The sequence below is a fragment of the Steroidobacter flavus genome (assembly GCF_042651805.1).
GTDB classification, from domain to species: Bacteria; Pseudomonadota; Gammaproteobacteria; order Steroidobacterales; family Steroidobacteraceae; genus Steroidobacter; species Steroidobacter flavus.
Genome location: NZ_JBHSDU010000014.1, coordinates 1,270,106 through 1,286,884, shown reverse-complemented (window position 1 = coordinate 1,286,884; position 16,779 = coordinate 1,270,106). Strand labels below are relative to the sequence as shown.

14 protein-coding genes are annotated in these 16,779 nt (G+C 62.6%); 7 read left to right on the top strand and 7 right to left on the bottom strand.

Features of this window, described 5'->3' with window-relative positions; genetic code table 11:
* The first annotated feature begins 35 nt into the window (after window positions 1-35).
* Both der and metX read left to right on the top strand, forming a co-directional pair.
* Window positions 36-1,430 carry a ribosome biogenesis GTPase Der gene (der, locus tag ACFPN2_RS27880; protein WP_380602759.1) on the top strand — a complete coding sequence of 465 codons (1,395 nt, stop codon included), beginning with the start codon at window positions 36-38 and terminating at the stop codon, window positions 1,428-1,430.
* A 390-nt stretch (window positions 1,431-1,820) separates the two neighbouring features.
* Window positions 1,821-2,933, top strand: a complete 1,113-nt coding sequence (gene metX / locus ACFPN2_RS27875; RefSeq protein WP_380602757.1) for a homoserine O-acetyltransferase MetX — start codon at window positions 1,821-1,823, stop codon at window positions 2,931-2,933.
* Between the two features lie 184 nt (window positions 2,934-3,117).
* On the opposite strand, the gene ACFPN2_RS27870 is transcribed toward metX, so the two are convergent.
* Complete coding sequence (locus ACFPN2_RS27870) at window positions 3,118-3,951, bottom strand: peptidoglycan DD-metalloendopeptidase family protein (RefSeq protein ID WP_380602755.1); 834 nt, start codon at window positions 3,949-3,951, stop codon at window positions 3,118-3,120.
* Window positions 3,948-5,630, bottom strand: a complete 1,683-nt coding sequence (xseA, locus tag ACFPN2_RS27865) for an exodeoxyribonuclease VII large subunit (RefSeq protein WP_380602753.1) — start codon at window positions 5,628-5,630, stop codon at window positions 3,948-3,950. Before xseA ends, ACFPN2_RS27870 begins: the two co-directional genes overlap by 4 nt.
* A gap of 148 nt (window positions 5,631-5,778) precedes the next feature.
* Between xseA and guaB the strand changes: the two genes are divergently transcribed.
* Genes guaB through pdxR form a run of 3 tightly spaced genes read left to right on the top strand, consistent with a single transcriptional unit; the run spans window position 5,779 to window position 10,364 of the window.
* Window positions 5,779-7,245, top strand: a complete 1,467-nt coding sequence (gene guaB, locus ACFPN2_RS27860; RefSeq protein ID WP_380602751.1) for an IMP dehydrogenase — start codon at window positions 5,779-5,781, stop codon at window positions 7,243-7,245.
* Complete coding sequence (gene guaA, locus ACFPN2_RS27855) at window positions 7,235-8,830, top strand: glutamine-hydrolyzing GMP synthase (protein WP_380602749.1); 1,596 nt, start codon at window positions 7,235-7,237, stop codon at window positions 8,828-8,830. Before guaB ends, guaA begins: the two co-directional genes overlap by 11 nt.
* A gap of 1 nt (window position 8,831) precedes the next feature.
* Window positions 8,832-10,364, top strand: coding sequence for a MocR-like pyridoxine biosynthesis transcription factor PdxR (gene pdxR / locus ACFPN2_RS27850; protein WP_380602747.1), 1,533 nt, complete (start codon window positions 8,832-8,834; stop codon window positions 10,362-10,364).
* Here the strand turns inward: pdxR and ACFPN2_RS27845 are convergent.
* Both ACFPN2_RS27845 and ACFPN2_RS27840 read right to left on the bottom strand, forming a co-directional pair.
* The gene (locus ACFPN2_RS27845) at window positions 10,333-11,253 is read right to left on the bottom strand and encodes a proline iminopeptidase-family hydrolase (RefSeq protein ID WP_380602745.1); all 921 of its coding nucleotides are present in this window, start codon (window positions 11,251-11,253) and stop codon (window positions 10,333-10,335) included. The genes pdxR and ACFPN2_RS27845 overlap by 32 nt on opposite strands.
* On the bottom strand, window positions 11,240-12,124 hold the full coding sequence (locus ACFPN2_RS27840) for a carbon-nitrogen hydrolase family protein (protein WP_380602743.1): 885 nt from the start codon (window positions 12,122-12,124) through the stop codon (window positions 11,240-11,242). The genes ACFPN2_RS27845 and ACFPN2_RS27840 overlap by 14 nt, the downstream gene beginning before the upstream one ends.
* Window positions 12,125-12,180: 56 nt before the next feature.
* Between ACFPN2_RS27840 and ACFPN2_RS27835 the strand changes: the two genes are divergently transcribed.
* Together ACFPN2_RS27835 and ACFPN2_RS27830 are read left to right on the top strand one after the other, a co-directional pair.
* On the top strand, window positions 12,181-12,831 hold the full coding sequence (locus tag ACFPN2_RS27835) for a GntR family transcriptional regulator (RefSeq protein ID WP_380602741.1): 651 nt from the start codon (window positions 12,181-12,183) through the stop codon (window positions 12,829-12,831).
* A 10-nt stretch (window positions 12,832-12,841) separates the two neighbouring features.
* Window positions 12,842-13,612, top strand: coding sequence for an HpcH/HpaI aldolase family protein (locus ACFPN2_RS27830; RefSeq protein ID WP_380602739.1), 771 nt, complete (start codon window positions 12,842-12,844; stop codon window positions 13,610-13,612).
* On the opposite strand, the gene eutC is transcribed toward ACFPN2_RS27830, so the two are convergent.
* Genes eutC through ACFPN2_RS27815 form a run of 3 tightly spaced genes read right to left on the bottom strand, consistent with a single transcriptional unit; the run spans window position 13,568 to window position 16,656 of the window.
* On the bottom strand, window positions 13,568-14,386 hold the full coding sequence (gene eutC, locus ACFPN2_RS27825; protein WP_380602738.1) for an ethanolamine ammonia-lyase subunit EutC: 819 nt from the start codon (window positions 14,384-14,386) through the stop codon (window positions 13,568-13,570). The two genes, ACFPN2_RS27830 and eutC, sit on opposite strands and share 45 nt — an antisense overlap.
* A gap of 14 nt (window positions 14,387-14,400) precedes the next feature.
* Entirely contained in the window at window positions 14,401-15,792 is a 1,392-nt protein-coding gene (locus ACFPN2_RS27820; protein ID WP_380602736.1) for an ethanolamine ammonia-lyase subunit EutB, read from the bottom strand.
* A gap of 21 nt (window positions 15,793-15,813) precedes the next feature.
* A complete protein-coding gene (locus tag ACFPN2_RS27815) occupies window positions 15,814-16,656 on the bottom strand; it encodes an alpha/beta hydrolase family protein (RefSeq protein ID WP_380602735.1) in 843 nt (280 codons plus the stop codon).
* Window positions 16,657-16,779: the final 123 nt, after the last annotated feature.

Below are 16,779 nucleotides of genomic sequence, written 5' to 3'. Positions count from 1 at the left end.
GTTAGTCACCAGTCATCAGTCAGCAGTCACTTCTAATGTTACCCGTAGTTGCTCTGGTCGGTCGCCCCAACGTCGGCAAGTCGACGTTATTCAACTTTCTCACGCGCACCCGCGACGCTCTGGTCGCGGACATGCCCGGCCTCACGCGCGATCGTAATTACGGCTACGGCAAGGTCGGCTCGATCCCGTATGTCGTCGTCGATACCGGCGGCCTGGTCATCGACGCGCAAGGCGTCGAGCAGCAGATGGTCAAGCAGGCGCTGCGCGCGGTGGAAGAGGCCGATCGCGTTTTGTTTCTGGTCGACGCCCGCAGCGGCGAGACGCCGGACGATCATTACATCGCGCAGACCCTTCGCAAGCTGAACAAGAAAGTGTTCCTGGTTGCGAATAAAGCGGAAGGCGTCGATTCGGCGACCGCCGGCGCGGATTTTTATTCGCTCGGCTTGGGCGAGGCTCGCGCGATCTCCGCCCAGCACGGCGATAACGTGCGGACGTTGATGGATGAAGCGCTCGAAGGCATCGAGCTGCCGGAAGGCGCTGCCGCCGCTGGTGGACAGGACGACGTTCGAGTCGCGGTCATCGGCCGCCCCAACGTCGGCAAGTCGACGCTCATCAATCGTCTGCTCGGCGAAGAGCGCCTGATTTCCTTCGATCAGCCCGGCACCACGCGCGATGCGGTGTTCGTGCCGTTCGAGCGCGACGGTCAAACGTATACATTGATCGACACCGCCGGCGTGCGCCGTCGCGCCCGCGTCGAAGAAGCGATCGAGAAGTTCAGCGTCATCAAGGCGCTGCAGGCGGTCGATTCGGCGAACGTGGTCATCGGCGTGATCGATGCTCACGATGCGGTGACGGAACAGGATGCGAGCTTGTTTGGCATGGTCGCGGAGCGCGGCCGCGCGTTGTTGATCGCTGTTAACAAGTGGGACGGCATTCACTCCGACAAGCGCGATGAGATTCGGATGGGGTTGGATTTACGCTTGCCGTTCCTGGATTTCGCACCGGTGCATTTCATTTCCGCCTTGCACGGCACGGGCGTCGGCGAACTGATGCGAGCTGTGAAGCACGCGTACGACGCGTCGATGCGAGAGATGGCGACGCCGGAGTTGACGCGAGTGCTGGAGACGGCGATGGAACAACACCAGCCCCCTCTGGTCCGCGGCCGCCGCATCAAACTACGTTACGCCCATCAGGGCGGACGCAATCCGCCCGTCATCGTCGTCCACGGCAACCAGATCCAGCACGTCCCGGATGCATACAAACGCTACCTGGCAAATGTGTTCCGCAAAAACTTCCGCCTGGAAGGCACGCCGGTACGAGTGCAATTCCGCACCGACGACAATCCGTTCAAGGGCAAACGAAATCCCCTGACCCCCCGCCAGCGCCGGACCGAGCAACGCCGCGCGAAGCGCGGTCACAAGAAGAGCTGAGCGCGATCGCTCTGGTATCTGTCGACGTCGCCCGGAGGTTTGGCAAGGGAGAAAGCCATTCGGGTCTTCGACACCAAAGGGCCATTCCACGTGTCGGCGGCGCCCGAGGGGACCCTTCTCCTCCCGGCAGATTCGAAATACAGGGACGTGTTTTCGTATCAGCGCACATCATGGACGTGCGCCCAGGAGCGCAATGCGCGACGGGCGAGCGCGGTGCCGGGAGGAGAAGGGTCCCCTCGGGCGACGCTTGAGCTGACGCCATCTTCCGCGCCGGCAATAGAGATCTCGGGCATTTGCATATAGCGGCCCGCGATGTTGGATTGTCGCCTCACGGGATTACACTGCACGGTGACAATCCGGTTCTTGAAACAGGACGTAGACGGCGACCCCATGGCTTCAGCCCGCAAAATTCTCAAGCTCGACCGGCCGTTCCCCATGCGGCGCGGCGGCGCCTTGCAGGACGTGCAGATCGCCTACGAGACCTGGGGCGACCTGAGTTTCTGTAACGACAACGCCATCCTGATCTTCACCGGCCTGTCGCCGTCGGCCCACGCCGCATCGTCCACCGACGACCCCGCGCCGGGCTGGTGGGAAGACATGATCGGCCCGGGCCGCCCCATCGATACCCGTCGCTTCTTCGTCATCTGCGTGAACTCGCTCGGCAGTCCGTTCGGCTCGACGTCGCCGGCCTCGATCAATCCGGCCACGGGCCAGTGTTATCGACTGACGTTCCCGGTGCTGACCGTCGAAGACATCGCCCGTGCGGGTCATGAAGTCGTCGCGTCGCTGGGCATCAAGAAGCTCGCCGCCGTCGTCGGTCCCTCGCTGGGTGGCATGACCGTCCTCGCTTACTGCGCGTTGTTTCCTGAAGGCGCGCGGGCGCTCGTTTCTATTTCATCCGCCGCCCGTTCGACGCCATTCGCAATTGCTCTGCGCTCCTTGCAGCGAGAGATGATTCGCAAAGATCCAGCCTGGCTGGAAGGCAACTACGCGACCGATGCGATCCCCGTGCAGGGCATGCGCCTCGCCCGCAAGCTCGGCATGATCACTTATCGTTCCGCGAAGGAATGGTTACAGCGCTTCGGCCGCGAACGCGCCAATGCCGAGCGCAAGCCCGGCGATCCCTTCGGCATCGACTTCGAAGTCGAGTCGTACCTGGAAAATCACGCCGTGAAGTTCATCGGCCAGTTCGACCCGAACTGTTATCTCTATATTTCCCGCGCCATGGACCTGTTCGATCTCGCCGACCACGGCGGCTCGGTCGCGGAAGCCCTGCGCCGCTTCACGGTCGAGCGCGCGTTGATCATCGGCGTCGAGACGGATCTGCTGTTCCCGATCGAACAACAACAAGAGCTCGCCGACGGCCTGAGCAACGGCACCCGCACCGTGCAATTCGCCCGCCTCGCCTCGATCCAGGGCCACGATTCCTTCCTGGTCGACATGGACCGCTTCCGCCCCGTGATCACGGATTTCCTGGCGGATCTGAAGCTGGCGAATCCCTGACATCGGCCGGAAGACCCACCCCTGGCTCCCTCCCGTGTACGGGAGGAGAATTAGTTTTTGTTTTCTCTTCCGGAGGGAACAATGAAAGTCAGGTTCCTTTTCCTGTACTCGGGAAAGGGAACTGAAGAATAAAAAATAGGTTCCCCTCCCGTACACGGGAGGGGGCAGGGGGTGGGTCTTCTGGCTACTTACTGCCAATAAACAACGCCGGATCCACCATCGCCCGATTCAACGCGACACCCCAATGCAGGTGCGGGCCGGTGACTCGGCCGGTGGCGCCGACGGTTCCAATCACTTCGCCTTGGGTGACGCGGTCGCCGAGTTTTACTTTGATGGTGTCGAGGTGGCAGTACATGGTTACCAGGCCGTCGCCGTGATCGATGTACAACGTGTTGCCGTTGAAGAAGAACTCACCGGCTTCGACGACCGTCCCAGAAGCGGGCGATTTGATTGGTGTGCCTTTAGCGGCCGCGATGTCCATGCCGGAGTGAGGATTGCGGGGCTGGCCGTTGAATACGCGGCGGGAGCCGTAGGAATCGGAGCGCACGCCATCGATGGGCGGGAGCAATTGCAGTGACGGCGTTTCCAGCGCGGTGAACTTGGACAGCGCGACATCCGAGCGCTTTGTTTCCACGCTGATGCGTTTGAGATCGTCGGGGTTGGGCTCGACCTTGCGCTGATCCTTGATGGTCAGATACTGCGTCTTATATTTCTTATCGGTGATGCGGAAGGGCACCTCAGTCGTCCCTTTAGGTGTGCTGACTTTGATCTTCAGCTCACCTGGCTTTTCCGCGAGCGGAATGCCGACCACCGCGAGCCATTGATCGTCACGCCGAATCACAGCAACACGGTGGGTGTTGAACAGCACCGTCGGCGCTATCTCGCCGCCCGGCACGGGGATGAACGCAATGCCGCCGGGAACGCGGCTTTCCATCGGTAGTTCAGTGGCGCCGGCGGCGAAGCCGGTGAACAGCAGCAAGGAAGTAGCGATGCGTAGAAGCCGAGTCGTCGAAGTCATTGGTTCTCGTCATCTCGATGCGGCGTGATGTGCTCGACGCGAGCTTGCACCGTGCCGCGGGACAAACGTGTCTGGATGATGTCGCCTTTGTTCACCGACGTTGCATCCGTAACGACCGTGCCTTGAGCGTCTGTGACGATGGCATAGCCACGCTGCAAAGTGGCCAGCGGGCTTACGGTATTCAACTTTCCGGCCGCGACCTTGAAGCGTGCTTCCAGAATGCGCAGCTGTCGTTGCAGCGACGTCTCCATGTTCCGATCGGCAATCTCGACGCGACGGCGCAACGCCACGATGCGAGCGACGGGAGACTGTTGGCGCAAATCACTGGCAGCGTGACGCAACCGACTCTCCGCCACACTCACGCGCCGTTGTAACGACGTACCCAGCGTCTTGCGAGCGATCTCCAATCGTCCGCGCGCAGCGGAGACGCGCAGGGCAGGCGAGCGCTGCCGAAGATGGGCCGCAAGCTCCACGAGCGAGTGTCGACGCTGGAACAATCCGTGTCGCATGCAACGACTCAGGCGCTGTTCCAAATCATCGAGACGCTGCGCCTTCTGTCGCAGCTCGACACCGGGATGAACTTGCGCGAGTCGCCGCTCCAGCCATACGAGTCGTTGCTGTCGAGCGGCCATGCTTCGAACCATCGCGTTTCGCGCACGACGACCGAGCAGATCGACGCTGCGGGTCCACTCGTTGCAATCGGGCGCGACGATCTCGGCCGCACCGGACGGCGTCGGTGCGCGCACGTCGGCGACGAAATCGGCAATCGTGAAATCGACCTCGTGCCCGACACCGGACACGATCGGAATCTGGCAATCGAAAATGGCGCGGGCGACCACTTCCTCGTTGAACGCCCACAGATCTTCGAGCGAGCCGCCGCCACGAGCAACGATCAGCACATCGCACTCGGCGCGTGCCGATGCCATTCGGATGGTCCTGGCAATCTGACCCGCCGCGCTCTCGCCCTGTACCTGGACCGGATAGATCAACACCGGAATCGTGCAGAAGCGGCGGCGAAGAATATTGAGCACGTCGCGCACGGCTGCGCCGGTGGGAGAAGTCACAACGCCGATCCGGCGGGGCAGGCGAGGCAGCGCCTTCTTCCGGCTCGCTTCGAACAGCCCTTCAGCGGCGAGCTTGGTCTTGAGCAGCTCGAACCGGCGCCGGAGCACGCCTTCGCCGGCTTCTTCCATGTGATCGGCGATGAACTGGTAGTCGCCGCGAGGCTCGTAAAGGCTCACGCGCCCGCGGGTCAGCACATGCATGCCGTCCTTCGGCGTGAAGCGGGCGCCCAGGTTCTTTTGACGGAACATGGCGCAACGCAGTTGGGCGGACTCGTCTTTGAGCGAAAAGTACCAATGCCCGGACGACGGCCGCGACAGGTTGGAAATCTCGCCTTCCAGCCACAAGGAAGGCAGGCCGCGCTCCAGGAGCATGCGAGCCTCCTTGTTCAGGCGGCCGGGGGTGTAGACGTCGCGTTCAGGCTCGGTGGGCGCGGCGGGCGGCTCGTCATCGAAATCTTCTATCGGCGCCCGAACCGGCGCCCGGGCAGTCTTTCGCACCGGCGGAGCCGTCTTTTTGGCCACCGGCTCGGCGGGGCGCGGCGTGGGCGCAGGGTCCTGATCCGCCTTGGGGGCGGGTGGCGGCGCCGAGAAATCGAATTCCAGCTCACGATTCATGGCGGGAAGGCTACAGCCTACGTCCCGGGCACGCACGTCCGGCATTAACCGGCGGGGCCGATGCCCGACATCGGACACGCACATTTACCGCGAGGGCTCCGCCGCGTACAATGGCGTGCTTTCATCGATATCCCGCAGGCGCTCCACCATGCGTATTCTCGAGGAAGCACTCACCTTCGACGACGTGCTTCTGGTCCCGGCTTACTCCAATTTCCTGCCGCGCGACGCTGACTTAAGCACGCAACTCACGCGCTCGATCCGCCTCAATCTGCCCATCCTGTCCGCCGCCATGGACACCGTCACCGAGGCGCGCCTGGCGATCACCATCGCGCAGGAAGGCGGCATCGGCATCATCCACAAGAACATGAGCATCGAGGCTCAGGCCCGCGAAGTGGGCAAGGTGAAGAAGTTCGAAAGCGGCGTGATCCACGATCCGTTCACCATCTCGCCCGACAAGACCATCCGCGAAGTGCTGGAGCTGACCCGCTCCAAGAACATTTCGGGCGTCCCGGTCGTCGTCGGCTCCAAGGCGGTCGGTATCGTCACGCACCGCGACCTGCGCTTCGAGACCAAGCTCGACGCCCCGGTCTCCACCGTCATGACCCCGCAAGAGCGCCTCGTCACCGTGCGCGAAAACGCGCCGAAAGATGAAGTGCTGGCGCTGCTCCACAAGCATCGCATCGAGAAGGTGCTGGTCGTGGATGCCAACTTCAACTTGAAGGGCATGATCACGGTCAAGGACTTCCAGAAAGCCACCGAATTCCCGCGTGCCGCCAAGGATGAGCGAGGCGCGTTGCGCGTCGGTGCCGCTGTCGGTACCGGGGCCGACACCCTGAAGCGGGTCGCCGCCCTGCGTGAAGTCGGCGTCGACGTGATCATCGTCGATACCGCGCACGGCCATTCGAGCGGCGTGATTCAGATGGTCCGCGAGATCAAGAAGACCTGGCGCGATCAGCAAGTCATCGGCGGCAATATCGTCACCGCCGACGCGGCGCTGGCGTTGGTCGAAGCGGGCGCGGACGGCGTGAAGGTCGGCATCGGGCCGGGCTCGATCTGCACGACGCGTGTCGTCGCCGGCGTTGGCGTCCCGCAGATTACAGCGGTGGCCAATGTCGCCGCGGCATTGAAGGATTCCGGCGTGCCGCTGATCGCGGACGGCGGCATTCGTTTCTCGGGCGATATCGCCAAGGCGCTGGTCGCCGGCGCGAACTCGGTGATGTGCGGCGGCATGTTCGCCGGCACCGAAGAATCGCCGGGCGAAGTCGAGCTGTATCAAGGCGCGTCGTACAAGTCATATCGCGGCATGGGCTCGCTCGGCGCGATGTCCCAGGCGCACGGCTCCAAGGACCGTTATTTCCAGGACGCGACCGCGGAGCTGGAAAAGCTGGTGCCGGAAGGCGTCGAAGGCCGCGTGCCTTACAAGGGCTCGATTGTCACCATCCTGCATCAGCTGGCCGGCGGCCTGCGCGCAGCGATGGGTTACACCGGCTGCCAGACCATTGAGGAAATGCGGACGCGGCCGCAGTTCGTGCGCATCACGAACGCCGGTGTGCGCGAAAGCCATGTGCATGATGTGACGATCACAAAAGAAGCACCCAACTACCGTGTCAGCTGATACCTTGCCTCGCTCCGACATCCACGCGCACCGCATTCTGATTCTCGATTTCGGCGCGCAATACACTCAGCTGATCGCTCGGCGCGTGCGCGAAAGCGGCGTGTACTGCGAGATCCTGCCTTGGGATGTCACAGACGCCGAGGTTCGGGAGTTCGGTGCCAAGGGCATCATCCTCTCGGGCGGTCCGGAGTCGGTCACGGACACGAAAGGTCCGACAGCGCCGCAAGCGGTGTTTCAAAGCGGCGTGCCGGTGCTGGGCATTTGCTACGGCATGCAAACAATGGCCGCGCAGCTCGGCGGTCGCGTTACCGCCGGCACACATCGTGAGTTCGGCTATGCGCAGGTCACATCGTCGGTGCCGTGCAAACTCCTCGAAGGTTTGTTCGATCACAAAGACGAACAGGGCCGTCCGTTGCTCGATGTCTGGATGAGCCACGGCGATAAAGTCGATGAGCTGCCGCCGGGCTTCGTTGCAGTCGGTTTCACCAACAGCGTACCGCTCGCGGCGATGGCCGATGAATCGCGCCACTACTACGCGGTGCAATTCCATCCGGAAGTGACTCACACGCTCCAGGGCGAGAAGATTCTCGAGCGCTTCGTGCGCGAGATCTGCGGCTGCGAAGCGCGCTGGAGCCCGGGCAACATCATCAGCGATTCCATCGCTCGCGTTCGCGAACAGGTCGGCCGCGACAACGTGCTGCTCGGCCTGTCCGGCGGCGTCGATTCTTCTGTCGTCGGCGCGCTGTTACATCGCGCGATCGGCGATCAGCTCACCTGCGTGTTCGTCGATCACGGCCTGCTCCGCGAAGGAGAGGGCGATCAGGTCATGGAAACGTTTGGCAAGCACATGGGCGTGCGCGTCATCCGCGTCAACGCCGAGGAACGTTTCCTCACGGCACTGAAGGGAGAGACGGACCCGGAGCGTAAGCGCAAGATCATCGGCCGTCTGTTCGTCGAAGTGTTCGAGGAAGAGGCCGGCAAGCTGCAGGGCATCCGGTTCCTCGCGCAGGGCACGATCTATCCGGACGTCATCGAGTCCGCCGGCGCCCGCACCGGCAAGGCGCATGTGATCAAGAGTCATCACAACGTCGGCGGTCTGCCTGAGAAGATGAATCTCAAGCTGTGCGAGCCGCTGCGCGAGTTGTTCAAAGACGAAGTGCGCAAGCTCGGTGTAGAGCTCGGCCTGCCGCGCGAGATGGTGTATCGCCATCCGTTCCCGGGCCCCGGCCTCGGTGTGCGCATCCTCGGCGAAGTCACCAAGCAGTACGCCGATCTGCTGCGCAAGGCCGATGCGATTTTCCTGGAGGAACTGCGCAAGCACGACCTCTACGATCGCACCAGCCAGGCGTTCGCGGTGTTCCTGCCGGTGCGCTCGGTGGCCGTGATGGGCGATGGCCGTCGTTATGACTATGTCATCGCGCTGCGTGCCGTCGAGACCATCGACTTCATGACGGCCCGTTGGTCGCGTCTGCCTTACGAATTCCTCGATCTGGTCGCTCGGCGGATTTGTAACGAAGTGAATGGTATTTCGCGGGTCACGTACGACATTTCAGGGAAGCCGCCGGCGACGATCGAGTGGGAGTGATATGTCCGGTCGCTCGAAGAGCGACGCCGGCGCGTCGCTGTTCATCCTGCTTGGGCTGTCGCTCGACCGGGACAGCGCGCAGCCGCTGAGCGATCAACTAAGCGAACAGATCGCCTCGGCGATTTCCGGCGGGCGGCTCACAGCGGGCACGCCGATGCCATCGACGCGCATCCTGGCCGACGAGCTGGACTGTTCGCGCAATACTGTTAAAGCGGCCTTCGAGAAGCTGATCGCCGAAGGCTATCTGGTCGGCGTCGCGCGCATGAACACGGTCGTTGCTGAGCGGGCACCTGACAGCTATTTCTTCGCCGAGCGGCCGGTCCCGCCGGCCGAAGTGCCAACTCCCCCGCTGAGTATTCTCTCCAGCCGCGGCGCTCGCATATCGACGCATCGACGAGCGCGCTGCGCGCAGTCCGCCCGGCCGTTCGAGCTCGGCCACCCCGAGAGCGAGGAGTTTCCCTTCGACGTCTGGGTGGATCTGTATCGCAGTCATTGGTCGAAGCCGCGGCGAGTCGTGATCGACAGTGCCGACCCGCGGGGTTATCTGCCGCTGCGAGCGGCGATTGCACAGTATCTCAGCACGATGCGAGGTCTGACTTGCGATGCTGAGGATGTGATCGTTACCGGCGGCGGCTTCCACGCCATGGACTTGTGCATGCGCCTGGCGATGCAGCCCGGCGACGCCATCTGGATCGAGGAGGCGACTGCGCGCGAGGTCTACGCGATGGTGGAGGCGAATGGACTGGTGCCGGTCGATGTGCCGATCGATGAGCAGGGCATGATCGTCAGCGAAGGCATCCGTCGCGCTCCGCAGGCTCGCATGGCAATCGTGACACCCGCGCATCAGCATCCGCTCGGCATGACCATGAGCCTGCAACGACGTCGGGAATTGCTCGACTGGGCGGCCGCCGCGAACGCGTGGGTGCTGGAAGACGATTACGACGGCGAGTTTCGTTACACCGGCACGCCGTTGGCGACGCTCAAGAGTCTGGACCGCGATGGCCGCGTGATCTACATCGGCACCTTCTCGAAATCGATTTTTCCATCGCTGCGGATGGGCTACATGGTGATGCATCCGGGCCTGGTGAACGATTTCAGCAGCGCGCGTGACGCCATCGACAACCATCCCTCGATCCTCGAACAACCGGTGATGGCCAGCTTCATCGGCCGCGGGCACTTCGCGACGCACTTGAGGCGCATGCGCCAGGTGTACCGCGAGCGGCAGTCGACGCTGCTGGCAGCGATGCGCGAACACCTCACCGGCCTGATCGAGATCCAACCCGACGTGACGGGTCTGCATCTGCTGGGCTTCATGACCCCACGCTTGTTGAGCCGGATATCTCTGGATGCCTTGGTGGCGAAGGCGGCCAGGGCCGGAATCATCCTGGTGCCGCTGAAGAATTTCTATCGCGACGGCCGCGACAGCGCCGGCCTGGTGTTCGGCTTCTCATCGTTGCCGCTCGCGGCGATTCGAGATGCGGTTGAGACGCTGGCCGCTTTGATCAACGCGCCGACGGCGGGTGGACAGCCTTAGCACATTGGCCGTTGAGAAACGGGATCAGCACGTCGAAGTAGGCGGTCGGCTCTTCGTAGAACGGCATGTGAGAGCTGTGGTGAAAGATCGCCAGCCGCGAGTTCGGGAGCGCGTCATGGATCTTCCGTGCGCAAGCCGGTGTGAGCTCGTCGTACTGACCGGCGATCACCAGACAGGGAACGTCGATGGCATGCATCGCGGGGAGGCGGTTCCAGTCTTTCATGTTCCCGGTGTACGTGAACTCGTTCGGGCCTTGCATGGTGACGTAGGGGCCCATGTTCCAATTCGCCAGTGAGCGCTGCAAGGACTCGGGCCAGTGCTCGAGCCGGCAGACGTGGCGATAGTTGAGCAACGTGATGGCGGCTTGATACTCCGGATGATCGATCGTGCCTTCGGCCTCGCGTCGAATCATCATGGTCGCGGTTTCGGATCCCAAGGCCGAGCGCAAGCGCTGCAACTCCTGCACGAGATGCGGAATGTCACAAGCGCCGTCCGCAGCGATATAACTTTTGACCCGCTGCGGATGACGCAGACAGAACTCGGTGCCGAGCCACGTGCCCCACGAGTGGCCTAGCAACTGCACGCGCGGCAGCTCGAGCATGGCGCACAGTTGCGCGAGCTCATCGACATATCGATCCAGGGTCCACAGCGAGGCGTCCGTCGGCCGATCCGATCGGCCGCAGCCGAGCTGGTCGTATGCGATCACAGTGAAGCCGTGATCGACCAGACTCACATGCGCGTCGCGAAGATAGTCACAAGGCAGGCCGGGGCCGCCGTTGACGAGCAGCACCACTTCGGACGTCGCCGAGATCGGCGGGCCATAACGATCCACACAGATGCGATGGCCGCTGCGCAAACTAACAAACGAAGTTTCGTCAGGCGTGCGCATTGAGAGCGGCCTCGGCAGTGTTCGGCGTGTGCATCGAGAATGTTCTTTCGTGGACCAGGCAGGGCAGGGCCGTCCGTGCCGTGTCCAACACCGCAAGATCGATGGCGGCACTGACGACGCCCGGCTGATCGCCAGCGTCCGCGAGCACTCGGCCCCACGGATCCACGATGAGCGAATGTCCGTAATTCTTTCGGCCTGCGTGCGGCACTCCGCATTGGGCGGGAGCGATGACGTAGCAGCCATTCTCGATCGCGCGGGCGCGCAAGAGCGTGTGCCAATGCGCTTCGCCGGTGCTCTGTAGAAACGCGGCGGGAACGCACAGCACTTTGGCGCCGTGATGGGTCAGCGCTCTGAACAGCAGGGGAAAGCGCAGGTCGTAACAGATCGACAATCCGATCGTGGTCCACGGCAGAGAGAAGACGCGTGCTGTTCCCCCGGCGCGATAGAGCACCGATTCCGGAACCGGGTTGTCACGATTGGCGGGAGCATCGAACAGATGAATCTTGTCGTAAGTGGCCAGCACCGCGCCGGTCGGCCCGATCAGCACGCTGCGATTGACGATCTCGCCACTGGCCGAACGCGCGGTGACCGAGCCAATGAGGATCCATTGTTTCTGTCGCGCGGCGAGCTGACGCATGCCAAGCACGAACTCGTGTTGCTCGAGAGGGCGGGCATACGCTTTGACGCGCTCGGCATCGGGGTCCAGCAGGTCGACTGCTTCCGGGTAGGTCAGAAAGTCGGCCCGGGCCGCGGTGGCGGATTGGCCCAGCTCGAGCGCCTCGGCCAGATTGCGGGCCGGATCGGGGCCGCTGGTCATTTGCACGCAGGCGCAGCCGAAGGAGGATTCGCTGTTATGGTGGGCATCTGACATGGCTCGAACCCCGACTGGCTATCAATTAAAGACAATATTGGCTACTATTTGCTCCCATGACAAGCCTGGAACTGGAATCGGCTGAAAAGGCCTTTGGCGAAATCCTGCGCGAGGACCTGCTGCGCGGGCGGTTTCGCCCGGGGGAATGGCTCAAGCAGGCGGACCTGGAGACGCTCTACAACGCGAATCGCTTCGAAGTGCGGATCGCGCTGTCGGAGCTGGCCGCCCGTCATCTGTTGGATCACATTCCGAATCGCGGCTATCGGGTCGCCAATCCGACCACCCGTCAGCGCGAGCAACTTTACGAAACGCGCAGCATCCTCGAGACAGCGGCCGCACGTCTGGCGGTGACGCGGATTTCCGATAGCGACGTTGAAGCTTTCGCCGAGCTGGTTCATCGATTCGAACATGCCGTCGAGCACGGCAGCCGCGAGCAACTGCGCCAGCTGAACTTGCAGCTGCACGACAAGTTGTATCGGGCCAGCGGCAACGATCTGCTCGCCGATCAGATCAGAGATTTGCGTGAACGGGGCGCGGCCATTGCCACCGGCTCCTGGGACACGATGGCCGGCATTCGCAGCAGCAGTGCCGATCATTTGGAAATGCTGGACATGCTGAGGCGTCGTGACGGCGAGGCGCTGGCGCATTCGGTTTATCGTCACCTGAATCGTTGGCGCGACTACCTTCCCGCCGGAGAGCGCTCCTAGGACTCTGTCGATGTTTCGTGAGAACCGGCTGAAACGTGCGCTCGCGGCCAAGCGCGATTGTCTGGGGGCCTGGTTGTTTTCGGGCGAGCCTTCGGTCGCGGAAATTCTCGCGCTCGAGCGCTTCGATGCGTTGATCATCGATCAGGAACATTCGCCCAGCGGGATCGAATCGACCATCGCGCAGATGCGGGCGATTGCGGCGGCAAGCGACAGCACCGTGCTCGTGCGCATTCCCGACATCCAACCTCATTTCATCAAGCTCGCGCTCGACGCGGGGGCCGAAGGCATCCTGGCGCCGAAAGTGGACAGCGCGGCGCAAGCGCGTGCGCTCGTTGAAGCTTGTCGATATCCACCCTTCGGCATGCGCGGCGCGCACTACACGGTTTCACGAGCCGCGCGCTGGGGCGAAGCGTCGGCGGAGTATTTCAATCGTTATCGCAATGAGTTGCTGATAGTCGCGATGATCGAAGGCGAGGCCGGATTGCTCGCCGCGGATGAGATTGCCGCGGTCGATGGCATCGACATGTTGTTTCTCGGCCCGCTCGATCTCACGGCCGATATGGGATGCATCGGCAACTTCGACGATCCGCGCCTGCGCGCCGCGCTCCATGCATTGGGGCCGAAAGTGCGATCGTCAGGTAAATGGCTCGGGTCCACCACCTGGCCCGGCGTCGGTATGAGCGAGCTCAAGGCGGCAGGCTGCAGCTTCGTGACTGTAGGCAGCGATGTCGGTTTCTTACGGAGCGGTGTCAGGGCTGCCGTCGCGGCCGCCACTGCTTAGGGCCGCTGGCAGCGTCGGTTCGCTCAACGGCAATCCCACTCCCGAACGTTCGTTGAGGCGCACAACACGCAGCAGTCGCTCAAGCTCGCGTGCGGCGCTCGTGTAGCTCAGCGCGGCCGGGCGAATGTTTGAAATGCAGTTGCGCGCTTCATCGGAGTTCCCGACCCGCGGGCGGTAAGTGACATAGATACCGAGGCTGTCAGGCGAAGACAGACCAGGCCGCTCGCCAATCAGGCTCACCGCGATACGCGCGCCCAGCAGGTCGCCAACCTCATCGGCCAATGCCACCCGCGCCTGTGTGGCGATCACGACCGGTCCGATCGCGAAGTCGCCGAGCAGCGGATTCAATTCGCGAAGCACGGGTAGCGTGTGGCGCTGGACTGCTGCCGCCGACAAGCCGTCGCTCAAGACGAACACGATGTCACAGCGAGGTGCGCGAGCGGTCGAGAGCAGACTGACGCTGTCGACATCGAGGCGCCGGCCCAGATCGGGGCGCAATAGATAGCTGCGACGATCGTTTGCGCGACTCCGCACGGCGAGTGTCGTCAGGCCGGCCTGCTCCAGCTCAGCTTGCAGCGAGGTGACATTCAGTTCGTTGAATATCGCGTCCCGTGCTTGGGAATGAGCCAGTGCGAAACTCAGGACATGCGCGGTCGGGAGTCCGTTTCCAACTCGGCCCAATGCGATGCGCGCCGCGGTGTAGGTGCGCAGCCAGCTCCAGCGATCGACGATTTCCTCGGCGATGGTGCTTGCCGGCTGTTTGTTCGAATTCACGATGGCGCTGTCACTCAAGTCGGTAGTGCCGCCGCTCGTGTCAGCGCAGGTATTGCGAGCTCGGTGCTGCTGGTCAGTTGACCTTCATCGTCAGTCAATCCCATTCGTTGCAGCCAATCTTCGAACTCAGGGGCGCGACGCAGCCCCAGTGTTTCTCGAACGTACAGTGCATCGTGATAGGACGTGCTCTGATAGCCGAGCAGGATGTCATCGGAGCCGGGGACACCCATGACGTAGTTGACGCCGGCCGCGCCGAGCAGCAACAACAGATCGTCGACGTCGTTCTGATCGGCCTGGGCGTGATTGGTGTAGCAAATATCTACACCCATCGGCAGGCCGAGCAGCTTGCCGCAGAAATGATCTTCCAGCCCCGCGCGCGTGATCTGCTTGCCGTCGAACAAATACTCCGGCCCGATGAAGCCGACCACGGTGTTCACCAGCAGTGGATCGAATGCGCGTGCCACGGCATAAGCACGAACCTCACAAGTGAGCTGGTCTACGCCATGATGGGCGTTCGCCGACAGCGCGCTGCCTTGGCCGGTCTCGAAGTACATCACGTTGTTACCGACGGTGCCGCGCTTCAAGGACAGGGCTGCGTGCTGCGCTTCACGAAGTAGTGCTAATGAAATGCCGAAGCTGCGATTGAGCGCCTCGGTGCCGCCGATCGACTGGAAGAGGAGGTCGATCGGCGCGCCTTGCTCGATCGCTTCGATCTGTCGTGTCGCGTGGGTCAGCACGCAGGTTTGCGTCGGCATCTCCAGCCGCTCGACCAGGGCGGCGAGCAGATCCCAGACCGGGCGCAGTTTCAGCGGATCGTCCGAGGCGGGATTGACACCGATGACGGCATCGCCGGCGCCGTACATCAGGCCGTCGATCGTGCTGGCCAGAATCCCGTGAGGATCGTCGGTCGGATGATTCGGTTGCAGCCGGACCGACAGGCGGCCCTGCAGGCCCAGGGTGTTTCGAAAGCGGGTGATCACGCGCCGCTTGCGGGCCACCGCGATCAAGTCTTGATTGCGCATGAGCTTGCACACAGCGGCGGCCATTTCGGGCGTAATTCCGAGCGATACCGCGGCGAGCGCCGCATCGTCGGTGCGTTCCGAGAGTAGCCAGTTACGAAACTCTCCCACGGTGAAGCTGGAGAGTGGGGCGAAAGCCGCCCGGTCGTGGCTGTCGTGGATCAGTCGGGTGACTTCATCCTGTTCGTAGGGAATCACCGCCTCGTTGAGGAACGATTGCAGCGGCACGTCCGCCAGCGCCAGCTGTGCAGCGACGCGCTCTTCGGCGGAATTGGCAGCGACGCCCGCGAGACTATCCCCTGAGCGCGCCGCGCCGGCCTTGCCCAGCAGATCACGCAGGTTTTCGAATCGATAGTGTATGGAATGAATGTTGCTCGAATAGGTCATCGCGCGCGGGCCGTTGCCGGATCAACGCTGACCGAGCGGCTGCAGCTCGGCGACGGTGTTGGCGAAAAACTCAGTGGCCGCCGTGACCAGAGGAGCGTATGTATGCGTAACGCCGGGCAATTCCCGTAGCGTGCTTTCGATGTTTTGCGCGCGAAGTGCGCTATGCAGAGTCCGCAGGCGATCCACTCTGGTGCGGCCAGCGGCATTGGCGCCTTCCATATAGTAGGGGCTGGCGCGGTCATGAGTGATCACTTCCGTCGAGACATCGTCGCTGCCGACCACCAGCAGCGTGGACACTGTATTCATGGCCGGAAAATTGATCGCTCTGCCGAAGCGCTCTTGGGTGTCTTTGACGCCGACCCACCAGTTGGCCGTGTCCGTCGGCAGCGTTACTGAGCCCGGTGCCGCTACGGTCAAAGCGCGCAGCCGCTCAGGATAGAGGTACCAGAAACGATGTGCGAAGTGGGCGCCGCCCGAGAAACCGAACATCAGGAATCGACTGCGATCGCAGCCATAGCGGGACGCGACTTCATCGACCATGTGCAGCAGCACTTCATCGTAATTCACGCCCAGCGCCCGAACATATTTATAGGCATCCACATCGCGCGGACTACCGATGCCCGCCGGAAAGTGCGGCGCCAGGACCAGCACGCCGTAGCGCTCGGAAAACTCTTCGAACAAGCCGCGCAACAGCGGCGCGTTTCGTTCGGTGCCATGCAAAGCCACCAGCATCGAGCGATGGGCGGGCAACGCATCCGGATAGCAGGCCGGCACGTGCAGCCAGTAGGAAAAGCGCGGATCCGCCTGGCAAGCGAAGCTCGGCGTCGCTCCCAATCCAAAGTGCGTCTGATGATCTACAGCCACGGGCAATCTCCTCGATCCGCGAAATTTGTTGTTGCTGGAACCGAAGCGTAGGTGAGTCTTGCGACATTAGCAATAATTGGCTACTCTTTTGGCTACTGAGATTCGCTGGCCAATAGAAATAAG

Excerpts from the sequence above, each read along its gene's own strand:
- der (WP_380602759.1), top strand. The coding sequence starts at position 36 with ATGTTACCCGTAGTTGCTCTGGTCGGTCGCCCCAACGTCGGCAAGTCG.
- xseA (WP_380602753.1), bottom strand. The coding sequence starts at position 5,630 with ATGAATCGTGAGCTGGAATTCGATTTCTCGGCGCCGCCACCCGCCCCC.
- pdxR (WP_380602747.1), top strand. The coding sequence starts at position 8,832 with ATGTCCGGTCGCTCGAAGAGCGACGCCGGCGCGTCGCTGTTCATCCTG.
- ACFPN2_RS27830 (WP_380602739.1), top strand. The coding sequence starts at position 12,842 with ATGTTTCGTGAGAACCGGCTGAAACGTGCGCTCGCGGCCAAGCGCGAT.
- ACFPN2_RS27845 (WP_380602745.1), bottom strand. The coding sequence starts at position 11,253 with ATGCGCACGCCTGACGAAACTTCGTTTGTTAGTTTGCGCAGCGGCCAT.
- ACFPN2_RS27835 (WP_380602741.1), top strand. The coding sequence starts at position 12,181 with ATGACAAGCCTGGAACTGGAATCGGCTGAAAAGGCCTTTGGCGAAATC.
- ACFPN2_RS27820 (WP_380602736.1), bottom strand. The coding sequence starts at position 15,792 with ATGACCTATTCGAGCAACATTCATTCCATACACTATCGATTCGAAAAC.
- metX (WP_380602757.1), top strand. The coding sequence starts at position 1,821 with ATGGCTTCAGCCCGCAAAATTCTCAAGCTCGACCGGCCGTTCCCCATG.
- ACFPN2_RS27840 (WP_380602743.1), bottom strand. The coding sequence starts at position 12,124 with ATGTCAGATGCCCACCATAACAGCGAATCCTCCTTCGGCTGCGCCTGC.
- ACFPN2_RS27870 (WP_380602755.1), bottom strand. The coding sequence starts at position 3,951 with ATGACTTCGACGACTCGGCTTCTACGCATCGCTACTTCCTTGCTGCTG.
- guaB (WP_380602751.1), top strand. The coding sequence starts at position 5,779 with ATGCGTATTCTCGAGGAAGCACTCACCTTCGACGACGTGCTTCTGGTC.